The sequence below is a fragment of the Paenibacillus agilis genome (assembly GCF_007786455.1).
In the GTDB taxonomy this organism is placed as follows: Bacteria; Bacillota; Bacilli; order Paenibacillales; family Paenibacillaceae; genus Paenibacillus_B; species Paenibacillus_B agilis.
The window spans coordinates 425,586-443,701 of sequence record NZ_VNJK01000002.1 but is presented as its reverse complement, the minus strand read 5'-3'; the positions used below and the strand labels follow the sequence as shown (position 1 = coordinate 443,701).

The following is an 18,116-nucleotide window of genomic DNA, read 5'->3' as shown; positions in this document are numbered from 1 at the left end:
GACCGTGATAGACAAAGAATAGATAAGACGAGCCAGCTGCTATCTCGAAAGATAGGGGGGGCTCTTGATTAAACAGCAAAAAAGCCGTTGGCTAAAAACCAAAAGCCGCTTTCAGTTCGTTATCTGAGGCGGCTTTTGAGTTTCATTACGGTCGCTGTTGATTATAAGAAGGTTTCGTACCTGTTACATGATAGAATTACTTCTTGCCTTTACGGACTTTTAAAAGCTTGCCCTTTATCGTAATGTCCTGCATCATTTCAAGTACAAGCGGCCCTTTGCCGTTCAGAATCTCTACATCTGTCACATGATCGAAAATCGTAATAATCCCGATATCATCTGCAGTTACCCCGTCTAGCTTAGCGATAGTTCCCACAAAATCTACGGCTCTAAATTTCTTCTTCTTGCCGCCATTGAAGTTCAGCTTCATAATCTGCTTATTCAATTGCTCACGCTTATCAACTTTAAGCACCTGTCCGACGTGCAAGCTTTGTTCGAACTGTTCTCTACGCAGCTCTACTGCTTCTTCGGAAGGAGCGTTTACTTTTGGAATTGCGAATCCAATATATGCTTCAATATCAGCTAGGCGATTGCTGTCTTTAGGCGTAACGAATGTAATCGCTTTGCCCGTTTTGCCTGCACGCCCCGTACGTCCCACGCGATGCACATAGCTTTCTTTCTCGAGCGGAATATCGTAGTTAATGACATGGGTGATATTTGTGATATCGATTCCTCTGGCAGCTACATCGGTCGCAATCAAGTACCTGAATTGTCCTCTACGGAACGCGTTCATAACCTCGAAGCGCTCTTCTTGCTCCATGCCGCCATGAATGCGATCACATGGATAATCAAGTTCAGCCATTTCTCTGAACAGACGATCCACATGCTCCTGCGTACGGCAGAAAATAATACAGCTTTCAGGGCTCTCAACAATAAGTAGATTTTGAAGCACATCTAGCTTATCTGCCTCTTTCACCTGAATAAGTGCATGCTCAATCGTAGCCGTCGTGACACCGCTCGCTTTAATCTCGATCTCAACGGGATTGTCCATATATTTGCGCGAAAGTTTAGCTACGTCCTCAGGGAACGTAGCGGAGAACAGCATCGTCACTCGATTACGAGGCAGCTCTTGAATGATCGCCTGAACTTGTTCAATAAAGCCCATATTGAGCATTTCATCAGCTTCATCAATAACGAGATAAGCAATGCGTTCTAGCGATAACGTGCCGCGCTGAATGTGGTCGAATACACGACCCGGTGTACCTACCGCGATATGGGTGCGCTGCTTCAACTCCGCCTTTTGCTCATAAAAAGGATGTCTTCCATACAGAGCGGTTGCTTTAATTCGCTTAAAGCGGCCTATGTTCATGATGTCTTCGTTGACCTGTAACGCAAGTTCGCGAGTTGGTGTAAGGATTAGCGCCTGCGGCTTATTCTCGTTCCACTCCACTAACTCACACAGTGGAATACCGTAAGCGGCGGTTTTACCGCTGCCTGTTTGTGATTTGACAACAAGATCTTTTTTCTCAAATGCAACAGGAATGACTTTCGTTTGCACCTCTGTTGGCTTTTCATAACCTAAGCTAGTTAGTGCTCTCACGATCTCTTCACTTAATGGATAATCTGTAAACTGCTTCTCGCTCATGTTAAACCTCTTCTACGCTTTATTTCGAACTATATACATACAGAGTTCCACCGTTTATCTTCCGTATACTCCTCTATTATACTCTCCATTCTTGATTCAGTATTCTACCAAATTAAAACCTATATTTTGATTCATCTTTATAGCATCTTCATCTCATCTTTATACAGGGTCAGTAGACTAAGGTCAACTGATGGAAAGACAGGGGAGAGGAACTGTGATGAGACGACTCAATAAACGAACAAAATTGACAAACGATGATTTAGCCTATAGATCGATAAATTTTAAAAAATCGAAAATAGCTTCTAAACTAGCACTGCTAGGCGTGCTGGGTTTACTCGTAGTAGGGCTATTCTTCTACTACAACATCAATGATGTTGTAGATGTAGAGGTTCAGCCATTGATGGCGGCATCTGGACGACCGCTAGAAGGAAAAACGATCGTCATTGATCCGGGTCACGGTGGGAAAGATCCGGGCTCTATCGGTCAGCTAGGAACGATAGAGCGAGATATGACGCTGCAGATGTCAAAAGAAATTGAGCAAGAGTTGATGGAGAGAACAGGAGCGACAGTCCTATTAACGCGAGAGCAGGACGAGGCCGTTGACCTACAGCAACGTGTGGATGTGGCTACAGAAGCAGGGGCTGATCTTTTCCTCAGCATTCACTTCGATGCGTTCACAACGAACGATGTAGAAGGAATGACGACTTACCATAAAAATAGTAAAGATCAACCGATCGCTCAAGCGGTTCATGATCGTTTGATGGAGAAAGACTTTGACACGAGAGATCGTGGAGTGAGAGTGGGAGATTTCTATGTCCTTCGTGAAAATACAGTCCCAGCGCTGCTGCTTGAACTGGGCTACATTTCAAATGAAAAAGATGAGACACGAATGAGATCCTTGCAGTTTCACAAGGAGGCATCGGAGGCGATCGTTAATGGTGTGATCGATTATTTTCATGAACATTAAGTGACAATCATGCCTTTATAAATCTATTCGTTTGGTATTTACATGACAGATGTACGTCAAGCCTAGATCATTTCGATCTTAACGAAGGAGGTGTACCGTGTCATGCTGCTGCGATTGCGGCGATTGGTTCGCAGACAAGGTATTATAGCGATTGGTTTTTTGGCGCCGAGTATAGTCGGATTTGCAGTGTTTTACGTGATCCCGTTTGGTATAGGTATTCTGTATTCAGTGATGGATCAAACGAGCGGCGGCGAGTTTGTAGGGACAACGAATTATGAGAATGTGCTGGCCAGTGCTTCGTTTCGCAAAGCCGCCATGAACACGTTACAGTTCACAGCTGTTAGCGTACCGATACTCATCTTATTGTCGTTGCTGCTAGCCCTGTTATTGAACGGGAATGTCTATGTGAAGCGCTGGCTTCGAACGGCATTTGTTTTACCTCTGGTCGTGCCGGTCGCCTCGATTGTCATGGTATGGCAGATCCTATTTGACTGGAACGGGTCGCTTAATGCTTGGATGTCCCACTTCGGTTGGGATCGGATTGACTGGATGAAGTCAGAATGGGCAATTAGTGTGCTGACACTTGTATTTGTGTGGAAGAACCTAGGCTATAACATAATCTTGTTCCTTGCTGGTCTGCAAAGCATTCCGAAGGATTATTATGAGACGGCTGATATAGAGGGAGCCGGGCCGCTGCATAAGTTGTTCCATATTACAATTGTTTACTTAACGCCGACGATGTTCTTCGTTGTGCTTATCTCCATTATTAACTCGTTTCATATATTCCGAGTGACGTACTTAATTGCTGGAGATTACCCGCACGATAGCATTTACATGCTGCAGCACTATATGAATAACATGTTTGCCGCGTTAGATATGCAGAAGTTAACGGCAGCCGCGGTAATGATGGTTATATGCATTTTGATCATTGTCTCAAGCTTGCTAGCAATAGAGCGGCGATTCAGCCGATCTCTGGAGTAAGGAGAGTGGAAGATGAAAAAGTCGGCTTTGTTGTACAAATGTATCGTGTCTCTTTTTCTCATCGTATGTGCGGTGATTACTCTCTTACCATTCGGGGTTCAGCTTACGAATTCGCTCATGAAGGAGAAGGAAATTAACCATAATTACGAACTGCTGGGTAAGATGCCAGATGCAGGATCTGGGGCGATGGATGCTTTTGTTAATTTAAAAATGATTCCAGATTGGGTTTCCTTTGAGCAGTATGACAAGGTGTTGCTGGAAACACCTATCTTCTTAAATATGTTCTGGAACTCCGTGTTTCTAGTCGTTCCAATTGTCGTAGGGCAGACCGTAGTTGGGGCTTTGGCCGCTTACGCCTTCTCAAAACTGAAGTTTCGGGGAAGGGAAGTCTTATTCTTTGTCTACTTGATGACAATGCTGATGCCCTTCCAAGTAACCTTGGTACCTAACTACATTATCATCGATCTGTTAGGGATCGGGAACAGTGCGAGTGCCATCATTTTACCAGGTATATTTTCAGCATTTGGTGTGTTCATGATGCGGCAGTTCATGCTGTCTATCCCGTACGCGTATGTGGAGGCAGCTGTTATGGATGGTGCAGGACACTGGTATATTTTCTGGCGGATTATCGTTCCGCTCATGAAGCCTGGCATTGCGGCGCTCGTCATTCTGCTGTTTGTGGACTACTGGAATATGGTCGAGCAGCCATTGATATTTCTCGAAGATGCCTTTAAACAGCCTTTGTCACTATACTTATCTCGGATTCAGGAAGCAGCGAAAGGAGTGGGCTTTGCCGCTTCGGTGTTGTATATGTCACCAATGGTTCTCTTATTTCTATATGCAGAGTCTTATTTCGTACAGGGCGTGCAGCTGTCAGGTATTAAAGGATAAGGAGGTCATCGTATGAATGAAAATGCGAGCGTAGAGGAACATTCCATTCAAAAACGAAAAAAAATGCTCCGATTCCTCTTAATAGGAAGTACGATAGCGCTGCTAATCCTTACTTTGTACAGCAATACGCTGAGAACGTTGGATTTGCCCAAAGTATGGACAGAGGTTGGAAAACAGGGGCAGGTCGTTCAAGAGTTTCGTGCGATTGGAACACTACGACCAGTAAGTGAGGTTGAGCTATCAAGCTCCGCTGAATGGACCGTGAAAAATGTAAGGATAAAGAAGGGCGATCGAGTAACAAAAGGTCAGACACTGATCACATATGAGAACCCGGATGCTCACAATCGGCTGCAAGATGAGCAAGGCATACTTGCGAGGATGAAACTGGAGTTGGAAGCACCCCAAGAACGCTATGTGGAAGCCGTAAGGAATAATGATGAAGCGAGTATGCGTGCCTCCAAACGAGACATGAAGCTCGCGCAATTGCAAATAGAGAATCAGGAAAGAAAGATACAAAATCTACAACAGAGCATCCGACGGGATTCAAACATTGTGGCACCGTTTGATGGAGTCATTACGAAGTTGAATGCTGTCACAGGTGCGCCGTCGGCCAATGACGGTTTCGATGTTCGGCTATCGAACGAAAGCTTGGGTTATCAGACGGAACTTTCACTTCCTGCAGCTGCTACTGAGGAAATGAAGATGGGCGATAAATTGGACTTGCAAAGTTATGGCGGCGGGGCTACCAGACCGCTGAATGGCACAATCATAACGATAGAGCATGTGGATGCTAGAGCGCCCTCCTCTCCCTCCCTATCTGTAGGTGAAGCAGAAACAGGTATCCAGCAGCCGTTAGAGGCAGTGGATTGGAATCGTATTGTTGTAAACGTATTGGATAAAACCGTTCGAACAGGTGAACAAGTCCGTGTGAATGTGACCCGCACATCTGGGGAAGGGGGCGGTATGCTCCTCTCCAATAAGGCAATTCATAAAGAAGGAGCGAACCACTATGTACATGTAGTAGAGGAAGATAAAGGACCTCTCGGCAATACGTACTACATCCGAAAAACCAAGGTTGCAGTAGGATCTGCCAATGACAGTGAAACCGTTATCCTTTCTGGTGCTTATCTAAATGAGCAGATCGTCGTTGAAAGTACGGAGCCATTAGTAGAGGGAAGTAGAGTAAGACCACAATAGGAATTCGTATAGGTATGATTCAGCTTTCATAATGAGAGGAGACAATTACTAATGAAAAAATGGTTGATGTTGATGTGTGTAATACTAGCTATCACCCTTACAGGCTGTGCAGTTGGAAATGAGCAGCCGAAAGGGGACGGACGTAAGACAGTGGTTCTCTCCGTACATACGGCGAGTGATTACTATAAGTCAGCGAAGGCTGAGTTTGAGGCTTTGCACCCGGATACAGTTATCGAAATTAAGGAGTACAAATCCGAGGGAGGAAACACTGAGGCAGATTTCGAAAAGTATGTGCAAACTACAAATACACAAATCCTTTCTGGTAAAGGTGCGGACTTAATTGATCTAAACGTTGCGGGGCTTCAGATTGGAAAGTACGTAAATAAACATGCACTCGTCAATCTTACGGAATTGATGGAGCAGGATAAGTCGTTTAATAAAGATCATTATTATATGAATATTTTTGAACATGCGAAAATGAATGACGGTCTTTATGTATTGCCGACGAGATTTTTCCTAGATACATTACTCGGAGATAATGAAGCGATCACGGCTGCACAGCTCGAAATTGATGATAAGCATTGGACATGGAGCCAATTTGCACAGGCGGGTAAGCAGTTGCATGAGAAAAATGGTCGTTATGCGATAGGCAATACGCCTCCAGAACAAATGTTAGGCTATCTTGTTGCAGATAACTATTCGCAATTGGTCGATTCGTCAACATCGAACGCCAAGTTCCAGTCCCCCTTCTTTATTGATATGCTGGGCCAGGTGAAGGCCATGTACGACGATAAAGTCATTACGGATAACGCTCTATATGTAGGAGAGGCTTACTTCTACCCGATGTTAATGTTTTCGCCAAGCGACTATTTTACAGAAAGCGTCAGTTTCTTCAAGCAAGGAAAGGTATATCGCAAGCCTCATACGAGTGAACAGCCTTCAGGAGTTTCTTTTAGGGGAGATAACCCCATCGCAATAAATGCTAATTCAAAGGTCAAGCCAGAGGCGTGGGAATTCCTTAAGTTTCTCTTATCTGATCAATTTCAATCTAAGCCAAATCAACAAGGGTTTGCGGTAAATAAGTCAGCTAATGAGAAAGCAATGAATCAATTGCTGGAGAAGGGAAAGGTGAGTTCGGTAACTGGAGAGGATGTACCCGTGACCGCTGCAGATATGGAAATTTTAAAGCAGATGATTGCTGACGCCAGCATCTTTATTAAGGAAGATAGTAAGGTTCAGTCTATTATAAGTGAAGAAGCAGTGGCTTACTTTAGTGGTCAGAAGTCGGCGGAAGATGTTGCTAATCTGATCCAGAATCGTGTTATGACCTACCTTAATGAATAAATGGTATGACGAGAGGAGATCGAAGATGAAGCACATAGCTGTCCTTCTCATGTTTATCGTGTTCGTAAGTACCATCATGGGCTGTACTCAGGTTGCATCTAACCTAAGTGCAAATAAAAATTCAAGTAAAGAACAACATTCTCAGTCAACAGATGAGTTTCCCGACGAAAAAGTTATTAAAATAATCCCTGCGAATACAACAGGTGAAAAATTAGAAGAGAAGCATGCACTCACTGATCAATCAGATGACCGATTAGAAAGGAAGAGTATACTTTCTAATCAACTGGAGATTTTAATTCCGAAAGGATTTAAGGAGGAATCTCCCAACGATCAGGAAATCAAGTTTCGTGATGAATCCAATCAAGTTACGTTTACGATCAAGCATGATCCTGAGCAAAAAACCGGGGGAGAGGCTAGTCTAGGTGAACAAAGCTTGAAAAAGATGAAGGGTATTCTAGAGCAGAATTATGAAGGTGCTGAGGGAATAAGTGAGGGAGTCAGGGAAGTTGACGGTAAGCATATGGCGGTGCAAGAGATAACGACTAAAAATAAATATGTCCTTCTATGTTGGTCAAGTTTACATGGCGGGCATCTGGAAGTTGAAGTCTCTAGCCCCATTGGGATACAAGAAGAATGGAGCGTATTAGCCAATAAAATGATCGAATCTATCCGAATGAAGTAGTGTAAAGATCAGGTGGTAGGGAGATGGCTTCTATGTGCTGGTATAATACAGATATCACAACCTAGGGTTAGGAGTTATCACGATGCCAAAGACCATTCTAATCGTTGAAGATGAACCAATATTACGGGAAATTGCAAAAGATTACTTTATAAACGATGGCTATGACGTGTTGGAAGCATCTGATGGCAAGGTAGGCTTAGCCTTGTTTCAAGAGCACCAAGTGGACTTGATCGTGCTAGATATTATGCTACCAGAACTCGATGGATGGTCTGTATGCAGGCGTATTCGTAAAAGTTCGGACGTCCCAATCATTATGCTAACTGCGCGGGTGGACGAAGATGATACGCTCCTAGGCTTTGAACTAGGGGCGGATGATTATGTGACGAAGCCCTACAGTCCACCCGTCCTGTTAGCCCGGGCTAAGCGTCTACTCGACAGCCGAGCTCGAACAACTACAGCGTTATCAGATACTTTGATATATGGCGGTGTGTGTATCGATAATGCTTCACGGATGGTGATGATTGACGGTGCTAGTATCAGCTTCACCTATACCGAGTTTGAGATTTTGTCTTATTTGATGGTGAACGAAGGGATTGTTATTACTAGAGAGCAATTGATTACGAAGATTTGGGGGTACGAGAGCTCAGGTGATGATCGCACGGTAAATACACATATTCGAAATATACGGGGCAAGCTTGGCAGTAAGGGCAAGCTTATCAAAACGGTCGTGCGCATTGGTTATAAGTTCGAGGCAAGCGTATGAGAGTAGGGATCGTCTGGAAGCTGTTTTTTTTAACGACAGCATTATGTATGCTTATTTTAGCAACCGTGTATGTTGGACAATCATTTTTCTTCAAACAGTATTATGAGAATCGCAAACTGGATGATATTCAAGCTAACATACAATTGTTCGAGCGCGATTATGTAAATGCCAATGGAAACACACCTGCCATACAGAGGCTGGAGCAAGAGTTCTATCGGGACAATAATACATGGATTACGACGCTCGATAGCCACGGTAACTTGCGGGGTGCGGATGACTTTTATGTGAAGGTTAAGCTAGATTCTTATACTAGGCAAAGCAAGCCCTCTGAAGGCGTCAAATATGAGCGCACTGATGGTGTTAAAAACGTGATCTCTGATGAAATTATTCGTATTCCCCTTTACAATCTGGTCAGCACAGAGAAAGTAGCTGCTGATTCATCGATCTTTCACGTAGGATCAGAAGTTACTGTTATAGCAATAAATAAGGATGAGACATATGTCCCTGTGCGGATTAGATCCCCAGATCTAGGTAATTACTCTTGGGGTAATGAGCATTTTGGGCAAGTAACCGATGACAAGAGAGTTAAAGAAAATATACTTAATGGTTCAATCGTATTCATGTATGGAACAATTACCGAAATCCGGATTCCGGAAGAGAATAATGTTTCGAGCCTGATGTATGATGATGCCCTATTTATGGGGGAAATTAAACAATTCCAAGCAGACTTATTGCAGGACGAAGATGCTGTGAATGATATGCACATCAATTCGATGAAAATGCTAGATAGGGTGCACAATAATGTGAAGTATAAACTATTTATTAAACCGATCCGCGGTAGTGATAGTTCAACAGTTTATTTGTTCGCAATGGCATCCTTGCAGCCCGTTGATGAAGCTGTACAAATGCTAGAGGAGTACTATGGATATGTTATTGCACTTGCGCTGCTGCTGGTCGTTCTCGTCTCCTTTTATTACTCCAAAAAGATAGCTAAGCCGCTCTTACGAATCAATAGTACTACCGAAAAAATTGCGAATCTGGACTTCTCTGAACAGTTGTCTATCCGATCGAAAGACGAGATTGGTGACCTGTCGTCCAATATTAATCAGCTTTCGCAGACGTTACATTCTTATATAGAGCAGTTGCAGCGAGATATTGAGAAGGAGAAGCAGTTAGAGAATACAAGGAAAGAATTTATTGCTGGTGTATCCCATGAATTGAAGACGCCTTTAAGCATTATGAAAAGCTGCATTTCTATACTGCGAGACGGGGTTGCCCAGCATAAACGAGAGCATTATTTTGAGGCGATGGTGAAAGAAGTCGATAAAATGGACTTGATGATCGTGGATATGTTGGAGTTGGCTAAGTTTGAATCCGGCACGTTCAAGATGGAGATGGATGTGTTCCAGCTTGATACGATCATAGCCTATATATGTGAACAGCTTGCACCGGAGTTGGAAAAGAAGCAACTTCGCGTCCATATACAGCTTATACCTTTAACCGTTGAAGCGAATCAGCTCCGCATTGAACAGGTCATTACTAACTTTATGACGAATGCTATTCGTTATACGCCAGAAGGAGAGCAATTGTATATTTTGACTGTCGAAGAGGGCGAGTTCATAAAAGTAAGTATCGAGAACAAAGGGGTTCATATTCCGCCTTCTCAGTTGGATAAAGTGTGGGACCGTTTCTATCGGGGGGATTCATCTCGTCAACGGATTCAGGGCGGAACCGGACTCGGACTTGCGATTTCCAAAAATATTCTTGAGCTCCACCATGTACCGTACGGCGTTGAAAATACAGAAGATGGTGTTCAATTCTATTTTTATTTGCGTAAGTGTTAGCCGTTTTATCAATTACCATATAAACAAGGAATATAGGCAAGAAATGATAGAAGCCATCCTAATCAGGATGGCTTATGTGTGATTTCAACAGTGGGTACTTCGAGCTCTTATAGGTTATGAGCCACATATTCTGTTCGCTTCATCTAGCTCTAACGGAAGAAAGGCATAGTTTTCATGCCTTAGTATCTCACATTTACGAACAGGAATAGGATGTTTGAAAATAGGTCCATCGATGACCGTCGTATGGAACTCTCCGCCTTCTCCGCAAGGGTCGATGCCACGCGCTTCAAGTTCTTTCACATATTCATGCGTTAGCGTTCGCCCAAGATCGTCTTCTGTCATCCCTAATGATAGATTCACCGTGACAACAACTGTAACAAACCCTAGATTAATAAACTCATCGACAGCTTCGCGATGATCCATTTCCCAAAGGGGCATGCCGAGCTTCATTCCCACTCGCTGTGTAATGCCATCCTGCCAGCAGCCGTGAGCAGGCATATCCAAGTCGCCCGTTACTAACACTTCGGCACCTTGCTGCTTTGCCTGCTCCAGAAGATCGATAAAGACGGCTTCATAATCTGCCCAGCTTGCCGCCGCTGTAAATACGGGCAAGCCTATCGATTCGGCTTGTGCGCGGATAAGTTCAGGCGGCATGCCGTGGGAGCGGGAGCGTTTCCCTTCCTCTTCAAGCATAACGATGAGCCCTAATGGTTCTCCGACTTTCATCGCTTTATACAGTGCTAAGACGCTATCTTTCCCTCCACTAAACGAAGCGATAAACTTGCGTCCAGCGGCTCCATTTCTCCAGTTGTTAATGTTAGCTTCCGTCATACGTATTTTCCCCTTTACCCAAGATGTCTATTTTCGTGATAGCTATGATTCGTACAAAGGATACCTACATGATTGTGATTGTTTGAGAATCTGTGCTTTCTTATCCACGTTATTGTTATTGTCTCATTTTCCTCCATTCGTTTTCAACTTATTGGGTGATCGCAGCAATGTGGAGGGGATAAAGGTTTTTTACGGTCTTGAACGAAATACATACTAAATCACAGATGCTATGAGTTATTTACATTCGTTGTTGGATCTCATCCATTTTTGAAAAAACATATCCTTGCATTTTGGTGCATCAAATGCACGGCTGCAAGCTTTAAAGCACGATATAGTAAGTTTCGAAAGGAAGGTGATGTGGATGGATTGGGTCGCGAGAATGAATGAAGCCATCAATTATATTGAGGAACATATTACGGAAGACATTGCTTACTCAGAAGTAGCGAAAGTGGCATGCTGTTCTACGTATCACTTTCAAAGGATGTTCTCGTTTATTACCGAAGTCCCTGTATCAGAATATATAAGACGCCGCCGTCTGACTCTCGCTGCTTTTGAGCTGCAAAATAGTCAGGAGAAGGTGATTGATCTTGCACTCAAGTACGGATACGATTCGCCAGAAGCGTTTACGCGAGCTTTTCAACAATTACATGGCACTACACCAACGGCAGCACGTAGTGTAGGGACGCAGCTCAAAGCCTATCCACGCTTGTCCTTTCAAATTTCCATTAAAGGAGTCGTCGCTATGGATTACCGAATTGAAGAAGTGGGGAGCTTCACCATTATTGGCCAGAAAGAGCATGTGAGCCATAAAGATTCGTATCAGGTCATTCCGCAGTTATGGGTGGAGGTACAAGGGAAAGGGCTATTTGAAACGCTGTTATCTATTCGAAATGAGTCGAACAAAATTAGTGGTATTCTAGGCGTTTGCGCAAGTGGGCAATGGGGGAAAAATGATGGATTCGACTACTACATGGCGATTGCATCGGATCAAGAAGTCCCTGACGGATTAGTTAAAATTGTTATTCCAGCAGCAACCTGGGCTGTTTTTGAATCGACTGGGGCACCACAGAACATCCAAGAAAGTTGGAAACGATTATATACGGATTGGCTGCCGGTATCTTCCTACGATCTTGCTAACTTGCCTGCGATTGAGAGTTATTTGCCGCCAGAAGAAAATAAAAATGAGCTGTGGATTCCTGTTGTAAAAAAACAATAATTTGAAAATTGACTAGAAGAGGTCGCCCTGTTTGGGGCGGCCTTTGTCTATGGAAATGGACAAGTGACACAGAAAAATCATTAGTGAAAGGTACAGATGTCCAACCGAATTGTCTTCTTACCCAATAAAATGCTGGTAAGTAAAACGGAGAAGGGGGGACGATACGGTGTCTGATCCAAGAAAGCACCGAAAAACCTTTAAAAAAGGCCATCGATGTAAAGTTAAGCTTAAACGGCATAAAATATGCAAAAAAGTGATCATTAAAGTAGTAAAAAAACGAATTCCCGGACCTCCTGGACCGCAAGGTCCTCAAGGGCCAGCAGGAATAGCGGGCGTTACAGGTACAACGGGTCCGTCAGGTTTAAGCATTACGGGCACCACTGGCCCTACGGGAATTGGAATTACAGGAGTGACTGGAGCAACGGGGCCAGCAGGAGCTGTAGGTGCCACTGGAGTAACTGGAAATACGGGGATAACTGGGGCCATAGGCCTCACAGGTACTACAGGAGCCACGGGGCTTACAGGAGCTACAGGTATAACTGGTGCAACTGGGGTCACTGGCCCCACAGGAGCAACAGCCATCGGTATAGGAGCTGTCATCCCTTATGCTTCAGGGAATGATGTCATTGATTTAATTACCGCTGCAGATGGCCCAATTGTAGATGGAGGAATGCTGTCATTTGGAACTGCACAAGCGATAAGTGTGACCCCGGGCGGTTCCATAACGATTGGATTGCCCAATGTTCCCAACTTCGGCTTTGTTGTTCCTCGAGCGGGTACGATTACATCGCTAGCTGGCTTCTTCTTCGTCATATCTCAGGGACTTTTACCGGGGATTTTACAAGTTAATATGCAGCTATATCTTGCGCCAGCTACTAGCAATATCTATAATCCAGTCGGGACACCATTAGCATTGGCACCCAACTTTAGTAACGTTGCCCCTGGAGATAATGCGAGTGGTGTGAGTGTTCAAAATATCCCTGTAGTACCTGGAGATAAGCTGCTTCTTATTGTCATCCCTAACACATTAGGCACTTTTTTTGGCTCTGTTCTTTCTGGATTAGCAAGCGCAGGCATTACGATAGACTAAATAATCCCCAATAGCTCCTATATTAGAATGCCTACCTTGTAGTGTAGATATAGTAAAAAGAACCAACCATTCGGAGTGTGGAGATGGTCTTCCTCTGTTCGAATGCTTGGTTCTTTTTAGCTGTCCATTTCTTAATCCAAAATGACGGGCTTATCTGGATGCTCAAGAAATTCGAACATCGTCCTAATCTGTTGAGCTGTATTTCGCTCAAGTGATAGCTCTGGCAGATGATCCACCTCGAAAAATTCAACTGCGCTTGTCTCCAACCCTGCTGCCGCTTCACCGCCAACAATTTCACACCGAATAAACAGCTTATAGACATGGTAAGGTTCAGGTGGATGGTTATGAAACTTCTTGTCCAAGACCGCCAACAGGCGGATGGGTACAACATCAAAGCCTGATTCTTCTTTAACCTCTTTTACTGCAATCTCGGATGGTGAGAAACCGATATCTGCCCAACCGCCGGGCAGCGCCCATGCGCCATCTATTTTTTCACGAATAAGAAGAATCTTATTGTCTCTAAATACCACGCCGCGAATATCCACTTTCGGAGTGGCGTAGCCGAGATCGCTGGCGAAGGTAAGTGCAATTTTCTCTTTATCGGTAAAAGTATGGTTCGCTAAAATATCGATACTTATGTCTCGTAAAGCCTCGTACCGCTCGATATCATACTCATTTTGCGTATAGGTGAGTCCTGTTTGGGCTATTGCTTGGATTTGTTTTGCCCATTCCAGCCACTTAATGTCCATGGATAACGACCTCTTTCTCAAGAAGCTCGCGGAAGTGCATTACATTTGTAAAGAGGCCATCTGGTTCCACATTATAGGTTAAGCTTTGGCAAGTAGACAGCCATTGGACCGCGTATGTACGTAATCCCGCAGCTTTTCCAGCGAGAATGTCCGCATTGCTATCACCTACAAAGATTGCATTTTCCGAATCAATCCCTAATGTATGGAGTGCTTTATGAATGCCTTCTGGATGGGGTTTTGGTTGAACGACATCAGCACCTGTGATGGATACATCGAAATAGGAGTCGAGCTGTAAGGCCGCAGCAGAAATATCAAAAGAGCGTCTGCTTTTGCCTGTGACGACGCCAATTTTTACACCGTGCTCTTTCAAAAATAGAAGGAGATCGATAATGCCTTGGTCACATTGACACTCTGTATGATGTTCTTTTTCATAGTAGGAGTAGTAGCCTTGAATCGCGTCTGGTACGAATGGCTTGTTAGCGAAGTTCGTATAAATGATACCTTCTTCTGTTGGGCCAAACATCGCGACTAGCTCTTCGTTTGTCACTTCGCGATTGTCGTATTGCTTGAATACGGACTTGAAGGCATTGAACGATAACGGCAGTGTATCAGCAAGCGTTCCATCAAAATCAAAAAGCATGGCTTTCATCGACATCTATAGAACACGCTCCTTTGCTAGGCGGAAAGAAATTACATTGATTATAGCAGGTTGATTCCACGTTCTTCCACTAACGGGATTCCATTCATAATTCCTATCTCTTTTCCTCCTTATTCAGAAAAAAAAGAGGTTCTGTGAAGAACTACTCATTTATAGGTTGGGCATTAAGGGGGAGATGCCCATTTAGAAGCATCCGCAACATATATTGGTGAGCCTCAGCATCCAGAGAAATGGTATAGTAGAATGAGTTACTAAACTTTTACTAGATCATAGATAAAGGGATGTTGCCATATGAAATATAAAATGATTGTACTCGATCTTGATGATACATTACTGCGTGATGATGGAACGATTTCGCCAGGAAACAAGCAAGCACTTATGACTGCGCAGGAAGCAGGCGTTAAAGTTGTGTTGGCATCAGGCCGCCCAACCTATGCGATGCGAGCGTTGGCAGATGAGCTGCACCTTGAGCGTTATGGAAGCTTCATTCTATCCTTCAACGGTGCGAAAATTATTAACTGGAAGACGCAAGAAGAGTCGTTCAGCAGTACGTTGACGCCAGAGATGGCGCACGCGCTGCATGGGATGAGCCTTGAAGAGGGCGTATCCGCTTTGACGTATGTCGGCGATGATATTATCACAGAGGAAGCAACTAAATATACCCATGTTGAATCTGAAATTACAGGGATGAAAGTAGTTGAGGTACCGAGCTTCGCTGAAGCGGTTCAAGTGCCGGTCGTGAAGGTGCTTATGGTAGCAGAGCCCGAAAAGCTTGTCGTTGTAGAAGAGAAGCTAAAAGCGAAAATGGCAGGGCAATTAAACGTGATGCGCTCCAAGCCATTTTTCTTGGAGTTTACGGAAGACGGTGTGAACAAAGGGACAAGCTTGAATCATCTCATCCAGCAGCTCGGCATTGAGCGCTCCGAAGTCATCGCCATGGGCGATGGCTATAACGACGTGGCGATGCTTGAATTCGCAGGTCTTGCTGTTGCAATGGGCAATGCGCCAGATGAAATTAAGCAGATTGCTGACTATGTGACCGATACAAATATGAATGATGGGGTAGCGAAAGCAGTAGAACATTTTGTGCTTAAGGATCTTGTTCCTGCAACGTAACGATACTGTTTATCTATAGCAAAATAGCAAGAAGCATAGTAAAGCTGCGAGGCTCAATGATGGATTCCTCGCAGCAGCGCTATGCTTCTTTTTGTTTCTAGTGCCTTTTCAGGTAGTAGGTCGCATACATATGCAAGGGGCGTACTTTTAAAAAATAGGCAGGTGAAGACACATGAACATGTACTTGCATCGTAACAACCAGCTTCCTCTCGTCTTTGTTCCAGGTTTGTTTGGTTCAATGAGCAATGTGATCATACCGGGAACAGGGGAGTGGGGCTTTGGTTTGGCAGAAGCGAAGCCCTGCTAAGAAAAAAACTTACTTGATCTGGTTCGTTTGCGTAGGAGTGAGACGCTTCTGTTTGCGCTGTTCGTCTAATAGCTGCATCATTTGAGCTTGAATGCCCTCGGTATAGGGCGTTGCATACGAAGGATGGGCTAGATTATGGGCTTCCAGTGGATCGGCCGTAAGATTATATAGTTCGTACTCCTCCGGTGCGGGTTCCGTCTTCACTTGCGTCACCCATTCCGTCTGCCCTTTAGCCGTCTTACCGATTGGACGCATCGTTTCATCTTGTACCCCGGGCTTGCTCCAAAATTGAGTGTTATCAAAATAGCGGGAGAACTTCCACAGCTCATCCTTCCCATTTTGCTGCAGCATCGTGATCACCGTCTCAACATGGTTTGGCTGGATGACGGATGGATATCGAATCCCCAAAGGATTAACTTGATGCTGTCCGCGTGTAACATCGTCATCGATCATAAAGTAGATCGGCTCGTTCGTTATTTTCTCTGCTCCTTTTTCATCCAACACAATTGGCGTAAGGTCGCGACCAACGAGCGGATGAGCTTCACTAAACTTGTGCTGCAGCTGCGTCTTAATAGCCTCCACATCTGCATTGGCAAGTCCGAGCATCGTGGGGATAAGATCAAGATGACTCGTCAGCTTGTGGATATGTTCATGCTGCTGGAATAGCTGCCGATTGTGGATAATAAATGGAACATGCAGCATTTCCTCATACGCACAGTACCATTTCTGATGCAAATTGCCATGAGTGCCTAGCAAATCCCCATGATCGGAGGTAAAGATGACGATGGTATTGTCGTAAAAGGAGGAGCGGGTGAGCGCCTGAAATACTTTATACATTTCTTGATCGGCGTTCTTTTGTAACTGATAGTAGAGTCTGCGGTAAAAAGGCTGATCCAGTATAGGCTGGAGTGCTATCGGATAAATATCGCGGTAGCTTGCTTGGCAGCGTGGCTTCGTTAACAGAGATTCGTGAGACGTTGGTGAAGGATTAACCTCTGGTACAGTAGGATCGACATCGAAACGGAACATGGGCAGATGAGCTGTAATGGAGCCATACAGCACAATGTCATGCGGATTTACAAATGAAGCGACGACAAGCCAAGGTGGGGTATCGTGCTGCTGCTGTTTTTGAACATCCAACGCTTCGATGAGCTGCACAGCTTCCGCCGCATAGACGACATCTCTTCCGCTAAGTCCGACGGCGGCGGAAGAGCCTGAGTTTCTAGGGTCTTGACCATGCGGCTCAGGTCCGATCCAACCGGAAAAGCCGAAGTTATCTAGGCGATTAGCGTTGCTGTACAGCTGTTCTCTTTCTTTATTGGGCACGCCCGTCTGCGGATTGTAACTAGCCAGTCCTGTATGTGTGCCAGGAATAACAATATCCTCGTATGAAAAATGCCACTTCCCTTTATAGTGCGTTTGGTATCCTGCTGCGCGGAAATAATCTCCCATTGTAGGAACGGTATTGTGATCCAGCCAGAACATATCAGAATCAAAAGGGGTTTTGGCCATACCTGTCGTCTGACTAACACCGTGAAGCGAGGGATATTGCCCTGTCATAAATGTAGCTCGGCTAGGGCAGCAGGCAGCACTGCCAATATAATGCCTTTGGAACTCCATTCCGTGAGCTCGTAGGAGCTGGTGTGTAATCAAATTTTGCAGGCGCCATTCTCGAATTTCTGCATTTTCATAAATCGGGGGATATCGCTCCTCATCGACCAGCATCACGAGGAAATTCGGCCTTTGCAGTTGTCTGTTGGCGGCTCGCTTGTCATCCATGCTAACACATCCTAGGTTACCTATTTACCATAAGGCTATGTGCAGGAATGTGGAAATAG

The 18,116-nt window shown here is 44.5% G+C and carries 17 protein-coding genes; 12 read left to right on the top strand and 5 right to left on the bottom strand.

All coding sequences use genetic code 11. The features are described from left to right. Positions 1–196 precede the first annotated feature (196 nt). On the bottom strand, positions 197–1,642 hold the full coding sequence (locus FPZ44_RS18325) for a DEAD/DEAH box helicase (RefSeq protein ID WP_144992462.1): 1,446 nt from the start codon (positions 1,640–1,642) through the stop codon (positions 197–199). A 217-nt stretch (positions 1,643–1,859) separates the two neighbouring features. Between FPZ44_RS18325 and FPZ44_RS18320 the strand changes: the two genes are divergently transcribed. The 8 genes from FPZ44_RS18320 (at position 1,860) to FPZ44_RS18285 (ending at position 10,311) form a co-directional block, all read left to right on the top strand. Next, positions 1,860–2,609 (top strand): N-acetylmuramoyl-L-alanine amidase family protein, encoded by a 750-nt coding sequence (locus FPZ44_RS18320; RefSeq protein WP_261378417.1) that lies wholly within the window; start codon positions 1,860–1,862, stop codon positions 2,607–2,609. A gap of 102 nt (positions 2,610–2,711) precedes the next feature. Continuing rightward, positions 2,712–3,590, top strand: coding sequence for a carbohydrate ABC transporter permease (locus tag FPZ44_RS18315; RefSeq protein ID WP_144992460.1), 879 nt, complete (start codon positions 2,712–2,714; stop codon positions 3,588–3,590). 12 nt (positions 3,591–3,602) lie between these two features. After that, complete coding sequence (locus FPZ44_RS18310; RefSeq protein WP_144992458.1) at positions 3,603–4,481, top strand: carbohydrate ABC transporter permease; 879 nt, start codon at positions 3,603–3,605, stop codon at positions 4,479–4,481. A gap of 12 nt (positions 4,482–4,493) precedes the next feature. Then, complete coding sequence (locus tag FPZ44_RS18305; RefSeq protein ID WP_144992456.1) at positions 4,494–5,678, top strand: efflux RND transporter periplasmic adaptor subunit; 1,185 nt, start codon at positions 4,494–4,496, stop codon at positions 5,676–5,678. Positions 5,679–5,729: 51 nt separating this feature from the next. Then, the gene (locus FPZ44_RS18300) at positions 5,730–7,022 is read left to right on the top strand and encodes an ABC transporter substrate-binding protein (protein WP_144992454.1); all 1,293 of its coding nucleotides are present in this window, start codon (positions 5,730–5,732) and stop codon (positions 7,020–7,022) included. A gap of 25 nt (positions 7,023–7,047) precedes the next feature. Further along, the gene (locus tag FPZ44_RS18295) at positions 7,048–7,704 is read left to right on the top strand and encodes a hypothetical protein (protein ID WP_144992451.1); all 657 of its coding nucleotides are present in this window, start codon (positions 7,048–7,050) and stop codon (positions 7,702–7,704) included. 82 nt (positions 7,705–7,786) lie between these two features. After that, entirely contained in the window at positions 7,787–8,467 is a 681-nt protein-coding gene (locus tag FPZ44_RS18290) for a response regulator transcription factor (RefSeq protein WP_144992450.1), read from the top strand. After that, positions 8,464–10,311: a sensor histidine kinase gene (locus FPZ44_RS18285; protein WP_144992448.1), complete on the top strand. Its 1,848-nt coding sequence runs from the start codon at positions 8,464–8,466 to the stop codon at positions 10,309–10,311. The genes FPZ44_RS18290 and FPZ44_RS18285 overlap by 4 nt, the downstream gene beginning before the upstream one ends. A gap of 114 nt (positions 10,312–10,425) precedes the next feature. Here FPZ44_RS18285 and FPZ44_RS18280 read toward each other — a convergent pair whose 3' ends face one another. Next, positions 10,426–11,142, bottom strand: a complete 717-nt coding sequence (locus FPZ44_RS18280) for a Dph6-related ATP pyrophosphatase (protein WP_144992446.1) — start codon at positions 11,140–11,142, stop codon at positions 10,426–10,428. Between the two features lie 361 nt (positions 11,143–11,503). Between FPZ44_RS18280 and FPZ44_RS18275 the strand changes: the two genes are divergently transcribed. Both FPZ44_RS18275 and FPZ44_RS27035 read left to right on the top strand, forming a co-directional pair. Then, a complete protein-coding gene (locus tag FPZ44_RS18275) occupies positions 11,504–12,358 on the top strand; it encodes an AraC family transcriptional regulator (protein WP_144992444.1) in 855 nt (284 codons plus the stop codon). Between the two features lie 166 nt (positions 12,359–12,524). After that, positions 12,525–13,448 (top strand): exosporium glycoprotein BclB-related protein, encoded by a 924-nt coding sequence (locus FPZ44_RS27035; protein WP_144992442.1) that lies wholly within the window; start codon positions 12,525–12,527, stop codon positions 13,446–13,448. Positions 13,449–13,579: 131 nt separating this feature from the next. Here the strand turns inward: FPZ44_RS27035 and FPZ44_RS18265 are convergent, their stop codons facing one another. Both FPZ44_RS18265 and FPZ44_RS18260 read right to left on the bottom strand, forming a co-directional pair. Then, positions 13,580–14,197: an NUDIX hydrolase gene (locus FPZ44_RS18265; protein WP_144992440.1), complete on the bottom strand. Its 618-nt coding sequence runs from the start codon at positions 14,195–14,197 to the stop codon at positions 13,580–13,582. Further along, complete coding sequence (locus FPZ44_RS18260) at positions 14,187–14,852, bottom strand: HAD family hydrolase (protein WP_261378416.1); 666 nt, start codon at positions 14,850–14,852, stop codon at positions 14,187–14,189. Before FPZ44_RS18260 ends, FPZ44_RS18265 begins: the two co-directional genes overlap by 11 nt. 294 nt (positions 14,853–15,146) lie before the next feature. Here FPZ44_RS18260 and FPZ44_RS18255 point away from each other — a divergent pair, with 294 nt between their 5' ends. Both FPZ44_RS18255 and FPZ44_RS18250 read left to right on the top strand, forming a co-directional pair. Next, positions 15,147–15,971 (top strand): Cof-type HAD-IIB family hydrolase, encoded by an 825-nt coding sequence (locus tag FPZ44_RS18255; RefSeq protein WP_144992438.1) that lies wholly within the window; start codon positions 15,147–15,149, stop codon positions 15,969–15,971. A gap of 172 nt (positions 15,972–16,143) precedes the next feature. After that, entirely contained in the window at positions 16,144–16,278 is a 135-nt protein-coding gene (locus FPZ44_RS18250; protein WP_418789191.1) for a hypothetical protein, read from the top strand. 9 nt (positions 16,279–16,287) lie between these two features. Here the strand turns inward: FPZ44_RS18250 and FPZ44_RS18245 are convergent, their stop codons facing one another. Continuing rightward, on the bottom strand, positions 16,288–18,057 hold the full coding sequence (locus FPZ44_RS18245) for a sulfatase family protein (RefSeq protein WP_144992436.1): 1,770 nt from the start codon (positions 18,055–18,057) through the stop codon (positions 16,288–16,290). Between the last annotated feature and the right edge of the window lie 59 nt (positions 18,058–18,116).